This is a genomic window from Megasphaera hexanoica (assembly GCF_043520715.1).
In the GTDB taxonomy this organism is placed as follows: Bacteria; Bacillota; Negativicutes; order Veillonellales; family Megasphaeraceae; genus Megasphaera; species Megasphaera hexanoica.
In genome coordinates this window covers 2647774-2667471 of the sequence record NZ_CP171361.1, presented here as the reverse complement: position 1 = coordinate 2667471, position 19698 = coordinate 2647774, and the positions used below count along the sequence as shown (strand labels likewise).

Sequence of the window (19698 nt, the reverse complement as noted above, 5' to 3'; positions counted from 1 at the left end):
TAGTATTTATTTATCATTATTATGCAGACGGACAAGAAAAATGACAGGCTTGTCCAAAGGAGGTTATTATGGAACACTGGTTACCTGTGCTATGGGTAGTCGTAGCCATTGCCATGCTGTTGTTCCTGACCGTAAAGGTCAAGCTGCACAGCATGATTACGTTGCTCTTAATGGCTATTTTTGTTGCGTTTATGGAAGGGATGGATGCCGGTACACTGGTCAAGACGATCAGTAAAGGGGCTGGCAGTACGCTTGGCGGCGTCGGCCTTATCGTCGTCCTGGGGGCAGCTCTGGGTCAGCTCATGACCGACTGCGGGGCGTCCAAAAAAATTGCCGATACCATCGTCAAGCATTGTGGTGTCCGCACGTTGAAATGGGGCGTCCTTATCGTTGGTGTCATCTTTGGTATTTCCATGTTCTTTGAAGTGGCTTTTATGGTCGTAGTGCCGCTGGTCGTCAGTATTGCCAAGGAAGCCAAAGTTCCATATATGTTCCTGATTATTCCGGTTCTGGCAGCAGTTGCCCAGGCACACAGCATTTTCCCACCTCAACCGGGCCCGGTTGCCCTGGTGGACGCCTTTGGTGCTGACAGCGGCATGGTCTATCTTCTGGGACTGGTCGTCGTTATTCCGTCTATTATCTGTGCTGGTATTGTTTTACCAAAATTCCTCAAGGGAATCGACACCTATGCAGAACCTAAACTGGGGAATCTCAGCGAAGTGGCTGTCGGCCAATACAAGCTGCCACCGTTTCTGGTCTGCCTGATTATTCCCCTCCTGCCAGCTATTTTTATGATTGGCAATACGATCGTCGAAGCTACGGCTGGCAAGGGAACGGCCCTTGCTACGGCTTTTGGCTTCTTTGGCAGCCCGAATGTCAGCCTGCTTACGGCAGTTTTGGTCGCTATTTATGTATTCGGTATCCGTGCAGGCCGCACGGTAGATGAAACGTCTACGTCTATTACTAATGCAATCAAAGGTATTTCTACGGTGGTCCTCATCATTGGTGCCGGCGGCGTATTCAAACAGGTCATTGTCGATGCCGGTGTTGGACAGCATATTGCTGCCGCTGTTACAGGACTTTCTATTTCCCCGCTTATCCTGGCCTGGATCATTACGGTCATTATCCGCTGGGCTACAGGGCAGGGCGCTGTTTCAGCCATTACTGCAGCCGGCATTGTAGCTCCACTGATCCCCGTATTCCATGTGGATCCGACGCTGCTCATGCTGGCTACGGCTGCGGGCAGCAATACCATTACGATGCCGAATGATGCAGCGTTCTGGATGATGAAAGAAACATTCAATCTTTCTATGGGACAGACATTCAAAACCTGGGGGCTCCTGGAACTTACCAACTCCGTCGTTGGTCTGGCAATTGTCCTCGTATTATCACTGGTCATTTGATGCGGAATACAAATCCGGATGCTGCCTGCCGGCGGTATCCGGGTTTTTCTCTTATCGGGAAGGAATGGTGAAGATGATGGAATCTATTGAATCCTGTTTTACCCATAGCCGGCATCCGGTCCGGGTCCTGCAATTCGGGGAAGGACGGTTTATGCGGGCGTTTGTCGATTATGCCATTGATGTAGCTAATGAAGAACAGGGCTTTGATGGCAATGTGGTAATTGTGACGCCGCGGGCTGCCAGACGGCCGGAATCGTTTGCCCGGCAGCAGAATCTCTATACAGTACGCCTCCAGGGAATGCAGAATGGCCGGAAAGTCGTATCCGACCGTGTCATCACCTGCATTGACGATGTCCTGTCCCCTATTGCTGATTATGATGCCTATATGGCGTTGGCCAGACTCGATACGCTTGCATATATAACGTCCAATACGACCGATGGGGGTATCGTTTTTTCTCCCGGAGATAAGCTGGAAGACCGGCCGCCCCGGACGTATCCGGCCAAGCTGACTCAGTTCCTTTATGCGCGTTATCGCTATTTTAATGGGGCAGAAGATAAGGGACTGGTCATTCTGCCGGTCGAACTAATTGATCATAATGGCCGGACCCTGCGTGCCTGTGTCAATCAGTATGCTGCACTCTGGAACCTGCCGTCTGCATTCTCACTGTGGCTCGACAAGGCCTGCCAGTTTACAGATACTCTCGTAGACCGCATTGTCACAGGATACCCTGATGAACAAACAGCACAGGCGGTTCAAAAAGAGCTGGGCTATACGGATGAACTCCTGGATATAGCTGAACCTTTTGCGCTCTGGGCTATTGAAAGTCCGGGACTGGAAAGACGGCTGCCCTTTACTTCGACCTATTTTCAGGCAGTTTTCACGACGGATATTACGGTGTATAAGGAACGGAAAGTGCGAATCCTGAACGGAGCACATACGTCGATGGTCCTTGGCGCCTATCTGGCTGGTCTGGATTATGTAGGCCAGTGTATGGCAGACGAAGATATCCGCCTATCGCTGGAACAGACGGTCTATAACGAAATCCTTCCGACGGTTCCTATGAATCAGAATGATGTGCGGTCGTTTGCCAATGCTGTATTTGAACGGTTTGAAAATCCCTTTGTCCACCATGAACTTCTGGCGATTTCCCTTAATTCGACGGCAAAATGGAGAGCCCGCATTCTTCCATCTTTGAAAGACAGTCTGCGTGCTACGGGACAACTGCCGCAGTGGCTGACCTATTCCATGGCAGCTCTGCTGGCTTTTTACCGTTCGCAGGACAAAGGAAATGATTGTCTCATCGGACACCGCGGTGGGGATACATATCCTATCCGTGACGATGCGGACAGACTGGCATTTATCGCTTCTCATGCGGCACTTCCTGATGTAGCGTATGTTGCGGCAGTCCTGAAGCAGATGGACTGGTGGGGCGAAGATTTGACAGAGATTCCCGGCTTTTCTCAGGCTGTGACCGATCATCTGAGCCGTATAGATACGATTGGCGTCCGTGCTCATATCCGGGAAATGCTGAAAAAATAATTTTTCTTCCTAACAAAAATATAACATAAATTCTAGTATGTTAGAAAAATATTGGTTTTTGATGGCGGCAGGAGAATTGATGTTTCCCTGTCGCCATGGTAGTATAAATAGAGGAATTTATAGTAAAAATAAATAGTATATCCGTTATGAAGGAGGCTGTTAGGATGGGTAAAGTCCTGACCATCGGGGAAGCGATGGGGCTTCTCGTTGCAGAAAGTGAAGGTCCGCTGGACCAGGTGAAACATTTTGAACGCCATGTCTGCGGCGCGGAATTAAATTATATTGTCGGCATGGCACGCCTGGGGTTTGATGCCTATTATGTATCCCGTGTGGGAAACGATCCTTTTGGGACATGTATCTGCAATTTCCTCCGGGAAAATCATATTCATGATACGTACGTACAGGTCGATGATGCGTATATGACGGGGTTCCAGATGAAGGAGAAAGTATCCTGTGGTGATCCGAAAGTTGCCAATATCCGGCGTAATACGGCATTCACTCATTTGACTGCAGCGGATTTTGCCGGTATCGACTGGCAGGGCGTGCAGCTTCTGCACGTGACCGGAATTCCTCTGGCATTGTCCGATAATTGTCGTCAAGCCATCGCTTTTCTCATGGAAGAAGCTCATCAAAATGGCGTGCCCGTATCCTTTGATACGAATCTCCGGCCCATGCTCTGGCCGGATGAACAGACGATGTGTGATACGGTATGCAAGTTTTCGCTCAAAGCCGATATCGTACTGCCCGGCCTGAGTGAAGCACTGCGGATTACAGGACTTGCTGATGAAAAGTCTATCGGCCAGTTCTATCTTGATCATGGTGTAAAAACTGTTGCCATTAAACTTGGCGGCAGTGACGGTGTCTATGTCTGCACGGCAGAAGAAACACATTATGTGCCCAGCTATCACGTCGATCATATTGTCGATACCGTTGGGGCTGGTGATGGATTTGCCGCAGGATTTACAAGCGGCCTGCTGGACGGGTTGTCTTTGTATGATGCGGCACGGCGTGGTGCGGCCATCGGTGCTCTGCAAATTCAGGTAGCCGGTGATAATGAAGGCCTTCCTACGCGCAGCCAGTTGCAGGAATTTCAGGAACGTGCGAAATAAGGAGGAAATAATATGATTAGTGAAAACATGAAAATGATGTTTGATATTGGACTTGTTCCACTCGTCGTCATTGACGATGCGGCAGATGCCGTTTCGTTTGGACAGGCCCTGGTCGATGGCGGAGTGCCCGTGGCTGAAGTTACATTCCGCACTGATGCCTGCCTTGATGCAATCCGGGCTATGCGCCAGCATGTGCCGGGACTCCTCGTCGGTGCCGGTACGGTGCACAACGTTGCCCAGGCCGATGCCGCTGTCAAAGCTGGTGCAGAGTTTATCGTTACACCGGCCTTTAATCCGGCTGTTACCCAGTGGTGTATCGACAATCACGTAGATATCGTTCCGGGTACGGTCAGCCCAGCCGATATCGAAGCGGCAAATGGCATGGGAATTGAAGTTTGCAAGTTCTTCCCGGCTGCTGCATATGGTGGCGTGAAGACGCTGAAGGCGCTGGCCGGTCCATTTCGTGATATGAAGTTCCTGCCTACGGGGGGAGTCAATCTCGAAAATATGACCGAATATCTTGACCTTTCCAATGTTGCCGCTGTCGGTGGCAGTTTCATGACACCGTCTGATATGGTCCGGAACAAAGACTGGGCTGGCATTACGGCGACCTGCCGTCAGGCTGTACATAATCTGCTGGGTTTTGAAATTTGTCATACAGGCATCCATTGTAAGACACAGGCGGAGGCAGAAGACGTAACGGATCGTCTGTGCGCACTCCTGGACCAGGAAAAAATCACTATTCCCGGGGTGTCTTATTTTGTCGGTACGGTTGTCGAAGTATGCTATCAGACTCTTCCTGGGGAAAAAGGGCATATCGGGATTGACACGCGCGATATGGAACGGGCTATGGCATATTACAAACACCGTGGCGTAGAATATGCTGATAATGGTCTGTTTTATGATGACCAGGGACGGGTCCGCCTGGCATATTTCAAGGAATTGTATCATGGTTTTTCCGTTCATCTTCGCCGGAAGCCCGTGGCAAAATAATTGATTGTCTGTCAACAGAGAATAAAGAAGGCTGCTGCATAAAACGAATCTTTGTGCGGCGCCTTCTTTTTCTATTGGAATGGGTTTGACGGACCGGGCCGGGTAGGCTATAATGAATAATTAGAACACAATCCTATGAAGATAAGGAGCCGATTTCATGAATATTATTGACGAACTGACCTGGCGTGGAGCCATCAATCAGATGACAGAAGAAGAAAATCTCCGCAAATTGACTGATGAAAAGAAAATCTCTCTGTATTGCGGCGTCGATCCTACGGGCGATAGTCTCCATATAGGACATCTTATTCCTTTTATGATGCTGAAACGGTTTGCCCTTCAGGGGCATCATCCTTATATCGTCATCGGCGGCGGTACCGGTGCTATCGGTGATCCCAGCGGCCGTAAGACGGAACGCAAACTGCAGACCATGGAAAAAATCCATGACAATGCGGAAAAGTTGAAAGCACAGTTTACTCATCTTTTTGGCGATGATGAAAATATTACGTTCGTCAATAATTTCGATTGGCTTTCCCAGATCAGCCTCCTTGATTTCCTGCGTGATTATGGTAAGTTATTCCCTATTAATGTCATGCTTGCCAAGGAAGTCGTAGCCAGCCGTCTGGAAGCGGGCATCTCGTTTACGGAATTTACCTATCAGATTCTTCAGGCTGTCGATTATGAACACCTGTACAGCAAATATGACGTGCAGCTCCAGGTCGGCGGTGCTGACCAGTGGGGCAATATCACCGGCGGCATTGATATGATCCGCAAGATGCATGGCGGCAATACGCCGGTATATGCGCTGACGATTCCTCTCATGCTCAAATCGGATGGAACAAAATTTGGCAAGACCGCCGGTGGAGCTATCTGGCTGGATCCGGAAAAGACATCTCCCTTTGAATTCTATCAGTTCTGGCTCAATCAGGACGATGCCGATGTCGTTAAGTATCTCAAATACTTTACATTCCTCAGCAAGGAAGAAATCGATGCCTTGGCGGAAGCTGTTGAAAAGGAACCGGAAAAACGCCTGGCCCAGCGCCGTCTGGCAGAAGAAGTCACCCGGTTCGTACATAGTGAACAGGCTCTCAAAGAAGCACAGAACATCACAGAAGCCTTGTATCACGGCAGCATTGCTGACCTTACAGAACATGAACTGGAACAGGCCTTTGGTAAAATGCCGACCGTCGATGTGACGGATGAAGAAAAAGATGTGGTTAACTGGCTGGTCGATTCTACTATTTATTCGTCCAAACGGCAGGCCCGTGAAGATATCACTAATGGTGCTGTAACAATCAACGGTATCAAAGTGACCAGCCTTGACGAAATCGTACGGCCACATAAGAATTCCAATGGTAAATATGTCGTCGTCCGTAAAGGCAAGAAAAAATATACACTGGCTAAAATCAGTAAATAAATAAAATTATATATTGACGGAAGCGACTCCATGTGCTATAATAACTCATTGCAAAATGTTCAATTTGCGAGTATGCTATTTGTGAGATACATGGAGGAACTGCTTCCGGTTAACAAAAATTAAGCAAGGTTCAATCTATTCTTGATATGGAGCCTTGCTTTTTTGTCGCTTTTCGCAAGTTTCACACACATTCATTGGTGATTTAGTTTTTATAAGGGGTGAAGTAACAGCATGTTCAAACCTGTACAAGTTGGGAAAAGGACCCGCTATACGTATGCGAAAATCAACGAAGTCTTGAAGATGCCGCATTTGCTGGATTTACAGATTAAATCCTACGAATGGTTTTTAGAAAAGGGGCTCAAAGACATATTCAGGGATATTTCGCCGATTGAAGACGCTGCGGGGAATTTATCCTTATCTTTTGAAGATTTTAAATTAGGGGAACCGAAGTACGATATCCGTGAATGCAAGGAACGGGATACGACCTATGCCGCACCGCTCCGCGTCCAGATCCGTCTCGTCAACCATGTGACCGGCGAAATCAAAGACCAGGAAGTATTCATGGGAGACTTCCCGCTGATTACTGATACAGGTACGTTTATTATTAACGGTGCAGAACGTGTTATAGTCAGCCAGCTCGTCCGCTCACCAGGTGTGTATTATGGCCGTGAAATCGACCCCATGGGTATCCGTCTGTACAATTCGACGGTTATCCCGAACCGCGGTGCCTGGATTGAACTGGAAACGGACGCCAATGATATCGTCTATGCCCGTATCGACCGCAACCGGAAAATCCCTGTGACGGTACTTATCCGTGCCCTTGGCTGGTCTACCAATGCGGATATTCTCGACCTTTTCTATGATGATAAGCGCCTCAAAGCCACTTTTGAAAAGGATACGACCGAATCACAGGATGAAGCCCTTGTAGAAATTTATAAAAAACTGCGTCCTGGTGAACCACCTACGGTAGAAAGCGCCCGCAATCTTTTTGAAGGACTCTTCTTTGATTCCCGCCGCTATGATATGGCCCGCGTAGGCCGCTATAAGGCTGGCAAGAAACTGGGATGGCAGCGCCGCCTGTTCGGACTGACTCTGCATGAACCGATTGTCAATCCGGAAACAGGGGAAGTCGTCATACCGGCAAAAACGGAAATTGGCGACGCTGAAGTACAGAAAATCAAGGAAAGCGGTGTATTTTCCGGAGACGGACTGGCCATCGCTTTTGTTGAAAAAGCGGATGGTTCTGTCTACAAGATTATCTGCAATAACAGCAACTTGCCATATGAACACCGCACGATTACGAAGGAAGACATTATTGCCAACATCGATTATCTCCTCAATCTGATGGATGGCTTTGGCAACGTCGATGATATTGACCATCTGGGCAACCGTCGCCTGCGCTGCGTCGGAGAATTACTGCAGAATCAGTTCCGCATCGGCCTGACCCGTATGGAACGGGTTGTCCGTGAACGTATGACTATCCAGGATTCGGAACAGATCACGCCGCAGGTATTAATCAATATCCGGCCTGTCGTAGCTGCTATTAAAGAATTCTTTGGTTCCAGCCAGTTATCCCAGTTCATGGACCAGACCAATCCTCTGGCCGAACTGACACATAAACGCCGTCTTAGTGCCCTTGGCCCCGGTGGTTTATCCCGTGAACGCGCCGGGTTTGAAGTCCGCGACGTTCATCATTCCCATTACGGCCGTATGTGTCCGGTAGAAACGCCTGAAGGTCCGAATATCGGTTTGATTTCTTCTCTGGCCTGCTTTGGCAAGGTCAATGAATTCGGCTTTATCGAAGCACCGTACCGCCGCGTGGATAAGGAAACCCACGTCGTTACCAACGATGTACACTACATCACGGCTGATGAAGAAGAACAATATATCATTGCCCAGGCTAACGAACCGCTGACAGAAGACGGTCATTTCGTACACGAACGTGTCGCCTGCCGTCATGGGGAAGATACCCGTGAATTCCGTGCTGAACGGGTCGATTTCATGGACGTATCACCTAAGGAAGTCGTATCTGTCGGTACCTCTATGATTCCATTCCTGGAAAACGACGATGCCAACCGTGCCCTCATGGGTGCTAACATGCAGCGTCAGGCTGTGCCTCTTCTCCGAACCCAGGCTCCGCTTGTCGGCACCGGCATGGAATATAAGGCGGCCTGCGACTCCGGCGTCTGCATCTTGGCTAAACATGCCGGCGTCATCAAACGTGTTACAGGTGATGAAATTATCGTCAGCACTGACAGCGGTACAGAAGATACATACCGACTGATCAAGTTTGTCCGTTCCAACCAGAGTACATGTATCAACCAGCGTCCTCTTGTGTATAAAGGTGAACATGTGGAAGAAGGCCAGGTGCTGGCTGATGGCATGGCTACCGATGGTGGCGAACTGGCCCTCGGCTATAACATCCTCGTCGCATACATGCCTTGGGAAGGCTATAACTACGAAGATGCTGTCCTATTGAGCGAAGATTTACCGAAAAACGATTTATATACATCCATCCACATCGAAGAATACGAATGCGATGCCCGCGATACGAAACTGGGATCTGAAGAAATTACCCGCGAAATACCGAATGTCAGCGAAGACAGCACGAAGAACCTTGACGAAGACGGCATCATCATGGTCGGTGCCGACGTATTCCCCGGGGATGTCCTGGTAGGCAAGGTCACGCCAAAGGGAGAAACGGAACTGACTCCGGAAGAACGGCTCCTGCGCGCTATTTTCGGTGATAAAGAACGGGAAGTCCGTGATACATCGCTGCGTGTGCCTCATGGTGAATCCGGTAAAATTGTCGATGTCCGTATTTTCTCCCGTGAAAATAATGATGAACTGCCGCCGGGCGTCAACCGTCTCGTCCGTGTATACATTGCCCAGAAACGTAAAATCCATGAAGGGGATAAGATGTCCGGCCGTCATGGTAATAAAGGTGTCGTTTCCCGCGTTATGCGCCAGGAAGATATGCCGTTCCTGCCGGATGGTACACCGGTACAGATTGTGTTGAATCCGTTGGGCGTACCGTCCCGAATGAATATCGGTCAGGTATTGGAAACTCATCTGGGCTGGGCTATGCATGAACTGGGATTACAGATTAAAGCAATGGATCCGACACTGGAAAGCAAACTCCGGGCTGTTGGATATGATTATGATAAATATGGCATGCCGAAACCGGATAAAGCCGGTATCCACATTGCTACGCCGGTATTTGATGGTGCCCATGCAGAAGATGTCTTTGAAGCTCTGAAATTGACCGGTCTTCCGGAAGATGGGAAATCCATCCTCTATGATGGTCGTACAGGGGAACCGATGGACCGCCGTGTCACGGTCGGGTACACATACTTCCTCAAACTGCATCATCTCGTCGATGATAAAATCCATGCCCGTTCGACCGGCCCGTACTCTCTGGTTACACAGCAGCCGCTCGGTGGTAAAGCCCAGTTCGGCGGCCAGCGTTTCGGGGAAATGGAAGTCTGGGCCCTTGAAGCCTATGGCGCTGCCTATACGCTGCAGGAAATGCTGACTGTCAAGTCCGACGATGTCGTCGGCCGTGTCAAGGCATATGAAAAGATTGTCAAAGGGGAAAATATTCCGGAACCGGGCGTTCCTGAATCGTTTAAAGTACTGCTGAAAGAATTGCAGGCTATTGGCCTGGATGTGCAGATTCTCAATGAAGACGGTGATGAAGTTGTCATCAAGGAATTGGATGATGATGACGATGTCGAACCGGAACAGAATGATGATCTGCGCCGTGTCATGGAAGGGGAACATGAAGGAGACGGAAACGCTCCGACCGAAGCTCCGGCTGATGATGCAGCCGATGTCAGTGATGATGAATATGTCAATGCTGGCGAAGAAGATGACATCATGAGTGGCATGACGTATGAAACCGTCCCGGGAGAAGATAGCGCGGATGATGAAACTAATGAAGATGAATAATAGTCACTATAGAGAAGGGAGCGGTATTTGTGCTGGATGTGAATGAATTTGATTCAATGCGGATTGGTCTGGCATCACCGGAAAAAATCCTGGAATGGTCTCATGGCGAAGTAAAGAAGCCGGAAACAATTAACTACCGTACGCTGAAACCGGAACGGGACGGCCTGTTTTGCGAACGCATCTTTGGGCCGACCAAGGACTGGGAATGCCATTGCGGGAAATATAAACGTATTCGTTATAAAGGTGTTGTCTGCGACCGTTGCGGTGTTGAAGTAACCCGTGCCAAGGTCCGCCGCGAACGGATGGGCCATATCAAATTGGCTACACCCGTATCTCATATTTGGTATTTTAAAGGTATTCCGAGCCGTATGGGCCTGATTCTCGATATCTCGCCCCGCTCTCTGGAAAAAGTATTGTATTTTGCTTCTTTTATCGTTCTTGACCCCGGTGACACGCCGTTGGTTAAAAAACAATTGCTGACAGAAACGGAATACCGCCAGTATCAGGAAATGTATGGCGATAAATTCCGCGTCGGCATGGGGGCTGCTGCTGTCAAGGAGCTCCTTCAGGAACTGGATCTGGACCAGCTCGATAAGGATTTACGGGAAGAACTGCGTGACTCTTCTGGTCAGCGCCGTGTCCGTGCTATCCGCCGTCTGGAAGTAGTAGAAGCATTCCGCCATTCAGGAAATAAACCGGAATGGATGATCATGGATGTCATCCCGGTCATTCCGCCGGAACTGCGTCCAATGGTACAGCTGGATGGTGGCCGGTTTGCTACATCGGATCTGAATGATCTGTACCGCCGCGTCATCAACCGTAACAACCGTCTGAGCCGCCTGTTGGAACTGGGTGCGCCGGATATCATCGTCCGCAATGAAAAGCGTATGCTCCAGGAAGCCGTCGATGCGCTTATCGACAATGGCCGCCGTGGCCGACCGGTCACCGGCCCGGGCAACCGTCCTCTCAAATCTCTTTCCGACATGCTGAAGGGGAAACAGGGCCGTTTCCGTCAGAACCTCCTCGGTAAACGTGTTGACTATTCCGGCCGTTCCGTTATCGTTGTTGGTCCGGAACTGAAAATGCATCAGTGCGGTCTGCCGAAGGAAATGGCACTGGAACTGTTTAAGCCCTTCGTCATGAAGAAACTCGTTGAAAAGGGTATTGCTACTAATATCAAGAATGCCAAGAAAAAGGTCGAACGTGTCAGCAATGAAGTATGGGATGTCCTGGAAGATGTCATTAAGGAACATCCGGTTCTCCTCAACCGTGCCCCGACACTGCATCGTCTCGGTATCCAGGCTTTCGAACCGATCCTTTGGGAAGGCCGGGCTATCAAACTGCATCCGCTGGTCTGCACGGCATTCAATGCCGACTTCGATGGTGACCAGATGGCATGCCACCTGCCACTTTCGGTGGAAGCCCAGTCGGAAGCCCGTACACTCATGTTGTCGGCACACAATATCTTAGCTCCGAAAGATGGTAAACCTGTTGCCGTTCCGACACAGGATATGGTCCTTGGTGCCTACTATCTGACGCTGGTCAAACCGGCTGCCAAAGGTGAAGGTAAGATTTTCTCCAATTATGATGAAGTCATGCTGGCCTATGATGCCAAGGCAATCGATATCGAAGCGCTTATCAAAGTCCGTATCCCTGGCCATGGCCTGATTGAAACGACGGCTGGCAAGCTGTTATACAATTACCAGATTTATGAACCACTGCGCTTGTTCCATACGGATAAAGTCATGGTTTTCACCAATCCGGAAGATGCCGTATTCGCTTATGAAAATGGTCTCATCGATACGACCCATTTCGTTAAAATCAAGGATAGCGAAGGCCGTATCCTCGACTATGGTTTTTCAGCCCTTAAAGAAAAATTCGGGGTCGATCTCCTGAAGACCCGTCCGCTCCCGGCACGTAAAGTAGATAAAGAAGCAGTAGCGGAATTCAAGAAAGATAAAGAGTACGTCGATGTGAACTGCCTTGGCGTACTCATGAATAAAAAACAGATTGGCAAGCTCGTCGATGCCTGCTTCCATCTTGTCGGCAATACAAAGACGGCGGAACTTCTGGATAATATCAAGGCAATCGGTTATCATTATGCCCGTCAGGCTGGTATGTCCATTGCTATTTCTGATATTCAGATTCCTGCTGAAAAATGGGACATCCTCGATGCCGCCGATAAACAGGTACAGAATGTATCCAAAATGTATCTCCGCGGCCTTATAACGGAAGACGAACGGTATCGTAAGACCTGCTCCATCTGGGAAAAAGCAACGGATGACGTAACGGAAGTCATGATGGATAACATGGATCCGTTCAACTCCATCTTCATGATGGCTGACTCCGGTGCCCGTGGTAATAAACAGCAGATTCGTCAGGTTGCCGGTATGCGTGGCCTGATGGCTGACCCGTCGGGCCGAATCATCGACTTGCCCATCAAGGCAAATTTCCGGGAAGGCCTGTCTGTACTGGATTACTTCACATCGTCCCATGGTGCCCGTAAAGGTCTGGCCGATACGGCATTGCGGACCGCCGACTCGGGATATCTGACCCGTCGTCTCGTCGATGTTTCCCAGGATGTCATTGTCCGGGAAGAAGACTGTGATGTTTTCGGTATCGACCTGATTCGCGAACGGGCCCGTCTGGCCGGCTCTACCCGTCAGGCTGTGGCTCTCATGGCGGATAAGATTATCGGCCGTGTATTGGCTGCTGATATCGTCGATGCCGGTACAGGTGAAGTCATTCTGCCGGAAGGACACGTCCTCACGACAGATGATATGGATGAACTCGTTGCCTATAAGGTACCTAAACTGTCTCTCCATGGCAGCCAGCTTGATATTAATGATGACATGAATCATACTAATGTCATTGAAAACGTCTATCTTGGTGCGCCGGAAGAAAGCATCCGCTCTTCCCTGCGCCAGGCCATGATTGAAAATATGCTTGGCAAATCTGTCGAAGAAACGGTCATCGACTCCAATGGCATGGAAATCTGCCCGGCCGGCACTCCCCTTACGGAAGATGCTATCGACCGCATCCTGAGCAGCGATGTAACAGAAGTCAAAGTACGCAATAATGATATCCGTGGTGTCTACGTTACAGCTATCGTAGAAGGCAATGGCATCATTGAACCGCTGGAAGACCGGATTGAAGGCCGTACGGCAGCGGAAACACTGATTAACAAAGATACGGGCGAGGTTATTGTTCCTCTCAACGAAGAAATCATGGCGGATCAGGCAAAAGAAGTTGCCAAGTATTATGATAAAGTTAAGATCCGCAGTGTCCTTACCTGCCGCAGCCGTTACGGTGTATGCGCTAAATGCTATGGCCGCGATCTTGGTACAGGCGGCAAGGTCAACGTAGGCGAATCGGTTGGTACGATTGCAGCACAGTCTATCGGTGAACCGGGCACACAGCTGACTATGCGTACATTCCATACAGGCGGCGTTGCATCTGCTGGTGATATCACACAAGGTCTGCCCCGTGTCGAAGAATTGTTTGAAGCCCGTAAGCCGAAAGGCAATGCTATCATCACTGAAATCGACGGCACTGTTTCTATTACGGAAAAAGAAGACCACCATGACATCAATATCGTCCATGTTCTTTCCAAAGATGGCGAAGAACGAAGCTACACGATTCCCTTTGGCGCTCACCTGGTAGTTCACGAAGGCGACGTCATCGAAAAGGGCAGCCGCATTACATCCGGTTCCATTAATCCTCACGATATCCTGCGCATCCAGGGTGTAGAAGCAACACAGCGGTACCTCGTATACGAAGTACAGAAGGTTTATAAATCCCAGGGCGTTGGTATCAACGATAAGCACATCGAAGTTATCGTACGCCAGATGCTGCGTAAGATTAAGATTGAAGATGCTGGAGATGCCGATGTATTGCCAGGCGATTATATTGATGTCAATGTCTTTGAAGATATGAACAAACGTATAGAAGCCAATGGCGGCAAACCGGCTATAGGCAAGCCTATGCTGCTCGGCATTACTAAAGCGGCCCTGGCTACCGATTCCTTCTTGTCAGCCGCTTCCTTCCAGGAAACGACCCGCGTCCTTACCGATGCAGCCATCAAGGGCAAGATCGATCCGCTTCTCGGCCTCAAGGAAAACGTCATCATCGGCAAGCTGATTCCTGCCGGTACCGGCATGAGCCGCTACCGCAAAGTGAAAGTCGTTAAGACGGTCCCTACCGTTGAATATGAAGATGAAGATGGCAATCCCATTGACATCCAGCCGGAAGATACGACACCAGAAGCCGGACATTAAGATCGCATAAATGAAACATCACATGAAGAGTGATTAACATCTTCATGTGATGTTTTTTTTACCTCTTATCATGCGGAATTCATATATCAGATAATACAATTATTGAACCACGCGGGACTGTGTAATAATAAATGGCTTATTTTACGAAAAATACATTGACATGGAAATAGGGGAATGATAAAATATCTAAGTGTCGCAATGCGAGTTGTGCGGCCAAATTGTATGTTTTAAGGAGTGATGTTTCGTGAGCTTGGAATTGCTCGGTACGGCCAGAAAGACGGTCGGTGCCAAACAGACGCTGAAAGCAATGAAACGAAACGAAGTCACACAGCTGTATATTGCCAATGACTGTGATGAACAGGTAGCAGCACCGCTGCTCACGCTTGCCGTTGAAATGGGAATTGCCACGGATCGCAATTATACTATGGCAGAACTGGGGCTGGCCTGCCGGATCAAGGTTGGGGCTGCAGCTGTCGGACTGCTCAGCTGATTCTGGTAACATCATCCTGAAGCTGACGCTTCATTGATGATTACATTATAAATCTAATTGTTTGGAGAGGAGGTGCCCACATGCCAACAATTAACCAATTGGTTCGTAAAGGTCGTCAGGTCGCTGTCACAAAATCGACAGCACCGGCTTTGAAAAACTGCCCGCAGAAGCGTGGCGTATGCACTCGTGTATACACAGCTACGCCGAAAAAGCCTAACTCGGCTCTGCGTAAAGTTGCCCGTGTCCGCCTGACGAACGCTATCGAAGTAACTGCGTACATTCCTGGCATTGGTCACAATTTACAGGAACATAGTGTTGTTTTAATCAGAGGCGGTCGTGTCAAAGACCTTCCTGGTGTACGTTATCACATCGTCCGCGGTGCTCTGGATACAGCTGGTGTATCCGACCGTAAACAGTCCCGTTCCAAGTACGGCGCTAAAAAAGGCAAATAAGATTTGCTGATTAAGATGAAAAGATAACCTGCATGATATAAGGAGGAATTAGACATGCCAAGAAAAGGCCCAGTGCCGAAGCGCGATGTGCTGCCGGATCCGGTGTACCATTCTAAACTGGTTACGCGCTTCATCAACAAAGTAATGCTGGACGGCAAAAAAGGTGTCGCTGAATCCATCGTTTACGATGCATTTGACATCATCCGTTCCAAAATGAATAAAGAACCATTAGAAGTTTTCGAACAGGCCCTCAACAATGTTATGCCTGTCCTGGAAGTCCGTGCACGCCGCGTCGGCGGTGCTAACTACCAGGTACCTGTCGAAGTACGTGCTGACCGCCGTCTGTCTCTCGGTATCCGCTGGACAGTTGGTTACGCCCGCAAACGTGGCGAACGTACGATGAAAGAAAAACTGGCTGCTGAACTGATGGACGCATTCAACAATACCGGTGCTGCTGTCAAGAAAAAGGAAGATACGCACAAGATGGCCGAAGCCAACAAAGCTTTCGCTCATTATCGCTGGTAATTTAGACTATTTACATGAGGAGTGGAAAAAATCGTGGGTAGAGAATTTCCTTTGGAAAAAACGAGAAATATTGGTATCATGGCTCACATCGATGCCGGTAAAACCACGACAACAGAACGTATCCTTTTCTACACCGGCCGTGTTCATAAAATCGGCGAAGTTCATGATGGCGCTGCTACCATGGACTGGATGGCCCAGGAACAGGAACGTGGTATCACTATCACGTCTGCTGCTACGACGGCCCACTGGAAAGGATATCGTATCAACATCATTGATACTCCGGGGCACGTTGACTTCACGGTAGAAGTTGAACGTTCTCTGCGTGTACTTGACGGTTCTGTTGCTGTTTTCTCTGCTAAAGGCGGCGTAGAACCGCAGTCTGAAACGGTTTGGCGTCAGGCAGAACATTATCATGTCCCCCGTATCGCGTTCGTCAATAAGATGGATACGACCGGCGCTGACTTCCTTAACGTAGTTCAGATGATGAAAGAACGTCTCCAGGCTAACGCTGTTGCCGTTCAGCTTCCTATCGGTTCTGAAACGACATTCCGCGGTATCATCGACCTCATTACCATGAAAGCAGAAGTCTATGATGATGCTCTTGGTAAAGAAATTGAAGTCGTCGATATCCCTGAAGATGAATTAGACGAAGCAAAGAAATATCATGACATCATGGTAGAAGCTGTATGTGATACCGATGAAGATCTCATGATGAAATACCTCGAAGGTGAAGAAATCACCATCGATGAACTCAAAGCAGCTATCCGCAAAGCTGTTTGCACGAACAAGTTGTTCCCTGTACTCTGCGGCTCTGCTTACAAAAACAAGGGTATCCAGATGTTGCTCGACGCTGTCGTTGACTACATGCCGAGCCCGCTCGATATCCCCCCTGTAAAAGGGACAAATCCCGATACGGATGAAGATGAAACGCGCGAAGCTTCTGACGATGCTCCGTTCTCGGCTTTGGCATTTAAGATCATGGCCGACCCGTTCGTCGGTAAGCTGGCATTCTTCCGCGTGTATTCCGGTACTCTCGAAGCAGGTACTTACGTATACAACTCCACGAAGGGTAAGAAGGAACGTGTAGGCCGTATCCTGCGCATGCACGCTAACCATCGTGAAGAAGTATCCATCGCATACACCGGTGATATCGGCGGTATCGTTGGCCTGAAAGATACGACGACTGGTGATACACTGTGCGATGAAAAACATCCGATTATCCTTGAAAAGATGGAATTCCCTGATCCGGTTATCTCCGTTGCCGTTGAACCGAAGACGAAAGCTGACCAGGAAAAAATGGGTATCGCCCTTGCCCGTCTTGCTGAAGAAGATCCTACTTTTAAAGTCAAGACCGATGCTGAAACAGGCCAGACTATTATCTCTGGTATGGGCGAATTGCATCTGGACATCATCGTAGACCGTATGTCCCGCGAATTCAAAGTTGCCTGCAACGTAGGTAAACCGCAGGTTGCTTATCGCGAAACGATCCGCAAAGATGTCAAGGCACGTGGTTTCTTCAAACGCCAGTCCGGCGGCCGTGGCCAATATGGCGATTGCTGGCTGGAACTTATTCCGCAGGAACAGGGCAAAGGCTACGAATTTGAAAACAAAGTCGTCGGCGGTGCTATTCCTAAAGAATATATCGGTTCTGTCGAAGCCGGTGTCAGAGAAGCAATGGAAACAGGTGTTCTTGCTGGTTTCCCGATGGTCGATATCAAAGTCGTCGTATACGACGGTTCCTATCATGAAGTTGACTCCTCGGAAATGGCCTTCAAGATTGCTGGTTCTATGGGCTTTAAAGATGGCGCTAAAAAGGCTGATCCGGTTCTCCTTGAACCGTACACGAAAGTCGAAGTCGTCGTTCCGGAAGAATACATGGGCGATGTCATCGGCGACCTCAATTCCCGCCGCGGTCGTGTAGAAGGTATGGAAATGCGCTCTGGCGCAGAACATATCAATGCCTTCGTACCGCTGGCAGAAATGTTTGGCTACGCAACGGATCTGCGTTCTAAGACACAGGGCCGTGGTGTTTATACGATGACCTTTGACCACTACGAAGAAGTTCCTAAGAATGTAGCGGAAAAAGTTATCAGCGAAAGAGGTTAAAAATTTTAAATACGCATTGGAGGAAATGCAAATGGCTAAAGAACATTACGAAAGAACCAAACCGCATGTTAACATTGGTACCATCGGTCACGTTGACCACGGCAAAACAACATTAACGGCTGCTATTACAAAGGTCCTTTCCGAAACGGAAGGCTGCAAAGCTCAGTTTGAAGCATATGCTGATATTGATAAGGCTCCGGAAGAACGTGAACGTGGTATTACGATCAACACGGCACACGTTGAATATGAAACTCCGACCCGTCACTATGCACACGTTGACTGCCCGGGGCATGCTGACTATGTCAAGAACATGATTACCGGTGCTGCCCAGATGGACGGCGCTATCCTCGTCGTATCCGCTGCTGACGGCCCGATGCCCCAGACTCGTGAACACATCCTCCTGGCCCGCCAGGTTGGTGTACCGGCTATCGTTGTATACCTCAACAAAGCTGACCAGGTTGACGATCCGGAACTGATCGAACTCGTTGAAATGGAAGTCCGCGATCTCCTCACTTCCTATGACTTCCCTGGCGACGATGTACCTATCGTAGTCGGTTCTGCTCTGAAGGCACTGGAAGGCGATCCCGAAGCTGTACAGTCCATCAAAGACCTCATGAAAGCCGTTGATGAATACATCCCGACGCCGGACCGTCCGACGGACAAACCGTTCCTGATGCCGGTCGAAGACGTATTCACCATCACAGGCCGTGGCACTGTTGCAACAGGCCGTGTTGAACGTGGTACGATCAAAGTCGGCGACCCCGTAGAAATCGTAGGTCTGGCAGATCAGCCGAAAGATACGGTTGTAACGGGCGTAGAAATGTTCCGTAAGATCCTGGATCTGGCAGAAGCAGGCGATAACATCGGTGCACTGCTCCGTGGTATCGACCGCAAAGAAGTAGAACGCGGCCAGGTACTTGCAAAACCGGGCACGATTCATCCGCACACGAAATTCAAAGCACAGGTATATGTCCTGACGAAAGAAGAAGGCGGCCGTCATACACCGTTCTTCAACGGCTATCGTCCGCAGTTCTACTTCCGTACAACGGACGTAACGGGCGTAATCCAGCTGCCGGAAGGCACGGAAATGTGCATGCCTGGCGATAACGTCAAAATGGACGTTGAACTGATCACTCCGATCGCTATTGAAGCAGGCCTGCGTTTCGCTATCCGCGAAGGCGGCCGTACAGTAGGCGCCGGCGTTGTTTCCGAAATCGAAGGCTAATAACCTTATAATAGGAAGAAACGAAAAAAACATCTGCAGCATTTGCTGCAGATGTTTTTTTATGAATAAAAAAAATAGCATCCATGCAAAATCGGTCAGAAAGCGCATAAAACAGGGCTAAAACGCAAGAAAAATCCTTGCATCGCTGTCCGAATTGTAGTATGATAAGTAAGTACGCGACAACAGGGTATCTCTGTCTATCTATGTTGCGAC

The 19698-nt window shown here is 49.2% G+C and carries 11 protein-coding genes and 1 pseudogene; all 12 read left to right on the top strand.

What is annotated here, in order from left to right:
- The first annotated feature begins 68 nt into the window (after nucleotides 1–68).
- The 12 genes and pseudogenes from ACGTIC_RS13000 to tuf all read left to right on the top strand — a co-directional run bounded on the left by ACGTIC_RS13000 (nucleotide 69) and on the right by tuf (nucleotide 19485).
- Entirely contained in the window at nucleotides 69–1403 is a 1335-nt protein-coding gene (locus ACGTIC_RS13000) for a gluconate:H+ symporter (RefSeq protein WP_059075685.1), read from the top strand.
- Nucleotides 1404–1476: 73 nt separating this feature from the next.
- Nucleotides 1477–2943 (top strand): tagaturonate reductase, encoded by a 1467-nt coding sequence (locus ACGTIC_RS12995; RefSeq protein WP_257536546.1) that lies wholly within the window; start codon nucleotides 1477–1479, stop codon nucleotides 2941–2943.
- Between the two features lie 164 nt (nucleotides 2944–3107).
- The gene (locus ACGTIC_RS12990) at nucleotides 3108–4052 is read left to right on the top strand and encodes a sugar kinase (protein ID WP_059075686.1); all 945 of its coding nucleotides are present in this window, start codon (nucleotides 3108–3110) and stop codon (nucleotides 4050–4052) included.
- Between the two features lie 12 nt (nucleotides 4053–4064).
- Entirely contained in the window at nucleotides 4065–5045 is a 981-nt protein-coding gene (gene eda / locus ACGTIC_RS12985; RefSeq protein WP_236699625.1) for a bifunctional 4-hydroxy-2-oxoglutarate aldolase/2-dehydro-3-deoxy-phosphogluconate aldolase, read from the top strand.
- Nucleotides 5046–5202: 157 nt separating this feature from the next.
- Complete coding sequence (tyrS, locus tag ACGTIC_RS12980) at nucleotides 5203–6459, top strand: tyrosine--tRNA ligase (protein ID WP_059075687.1); 1257 nt, start codon at nucleotides 5203–5205, stop codon at nucleotides 6457–6459.
- Nucleotides 6460–6690: 231 nt separating this feature from the next.
- A pseudogene (rpoB, locus tag ACGTIC_RS12975) lies at nucleotides 6691–10083 on the top strand (DNA-directed RNA polymerase subunit beta); the annotation flags it as partial.
- A gap of 356 nt (nucleotides 10084–10439) precedes the next feature.
- The gene (rpoC, locus tag ACGTIC_RS12970; protein WP_059075689.1) at nucleotides 10440–14687 is read left to right on the top strand and encodes a DNA-directed RNA polymerase subunit beta'; all 4248 of its coding nucleotides are present in this window, start codon (nucleotides 10440–10442) and stop codon (nucleotides 14685–14687) included.
- 244 nt (nucleotides 14688–14931) lie between these two features.
- Nucleotides 14932–15177, top strand: coding sequence for a ribosomal L7Ae/L30e/S12e/Gadd45 family protein (locus tag ACGTIC_RS12965; RefSeq protein ID WP_059075690.1), 246 nt, complete (start codon nucleotides 14932–14934; stop codon nucleotides 15175–15177).
- 80 nt (nucleotides 15178–15257) lie between these two features.
- The gene (gene rpsL, locus ACGTIC_RS12960) at nucleotides 15258–15629 is read left to right on the top strand and encodes a 30S ribosomal protein S12 (RefSeq protein ID WP_059075691.1); all 372 of its coding nucleotides are present in this window, start codon (nucleotides 15258–15260) and stop codon (nucleotides 15627–15629) included.
- A 54-nt stretch (nucleotides 15630–15683) separates the two neighbouring features.
- Nucleotides 15684–16154 carry a 30S ribosomal protein S7 gene (gene rpsG, locus ACGTIC_RS12955; RefSeq protein WP_059075692.1) on the top strand — a complete coding sequence of 157 codons (471 nt, stop codon included), beginning with the start codon at nucleotides 15684–15686 and terminating at the stop codon, nucleotides 16152–16154.
- Nucleotides 16155–16187: 33 nt separating this feature from the next.
- Nucleotides 16188–18260 carry an elongation factor G gene (gene fusA, locus ACGTIC_RS12950; protein ID WP_059075693.1) on the top strand — a complete coding sequence of 691 codons (2073 nt, stop codon included), beginning with the start codon at nucleotides 16188–16190 and terminating at the stop codon, nucleotides 18258–18260.
- Nucleotides 18261–18291: 31 nt separating this feature from the next.
- On the top strand, nucleotides 18292–19485 hold the full coding sequence (tuf, locus tag ACGTIC_RS12945; RefSeq protein ID WP_113855078.1) for an elongation factor Tu: 1194 nt from the start codon (nucleotides 18292–18294) through the stop codon (nucleotides 19483–19485).
- Nucleotides 19486–19698: the final 213 nt, after the last annotated feature.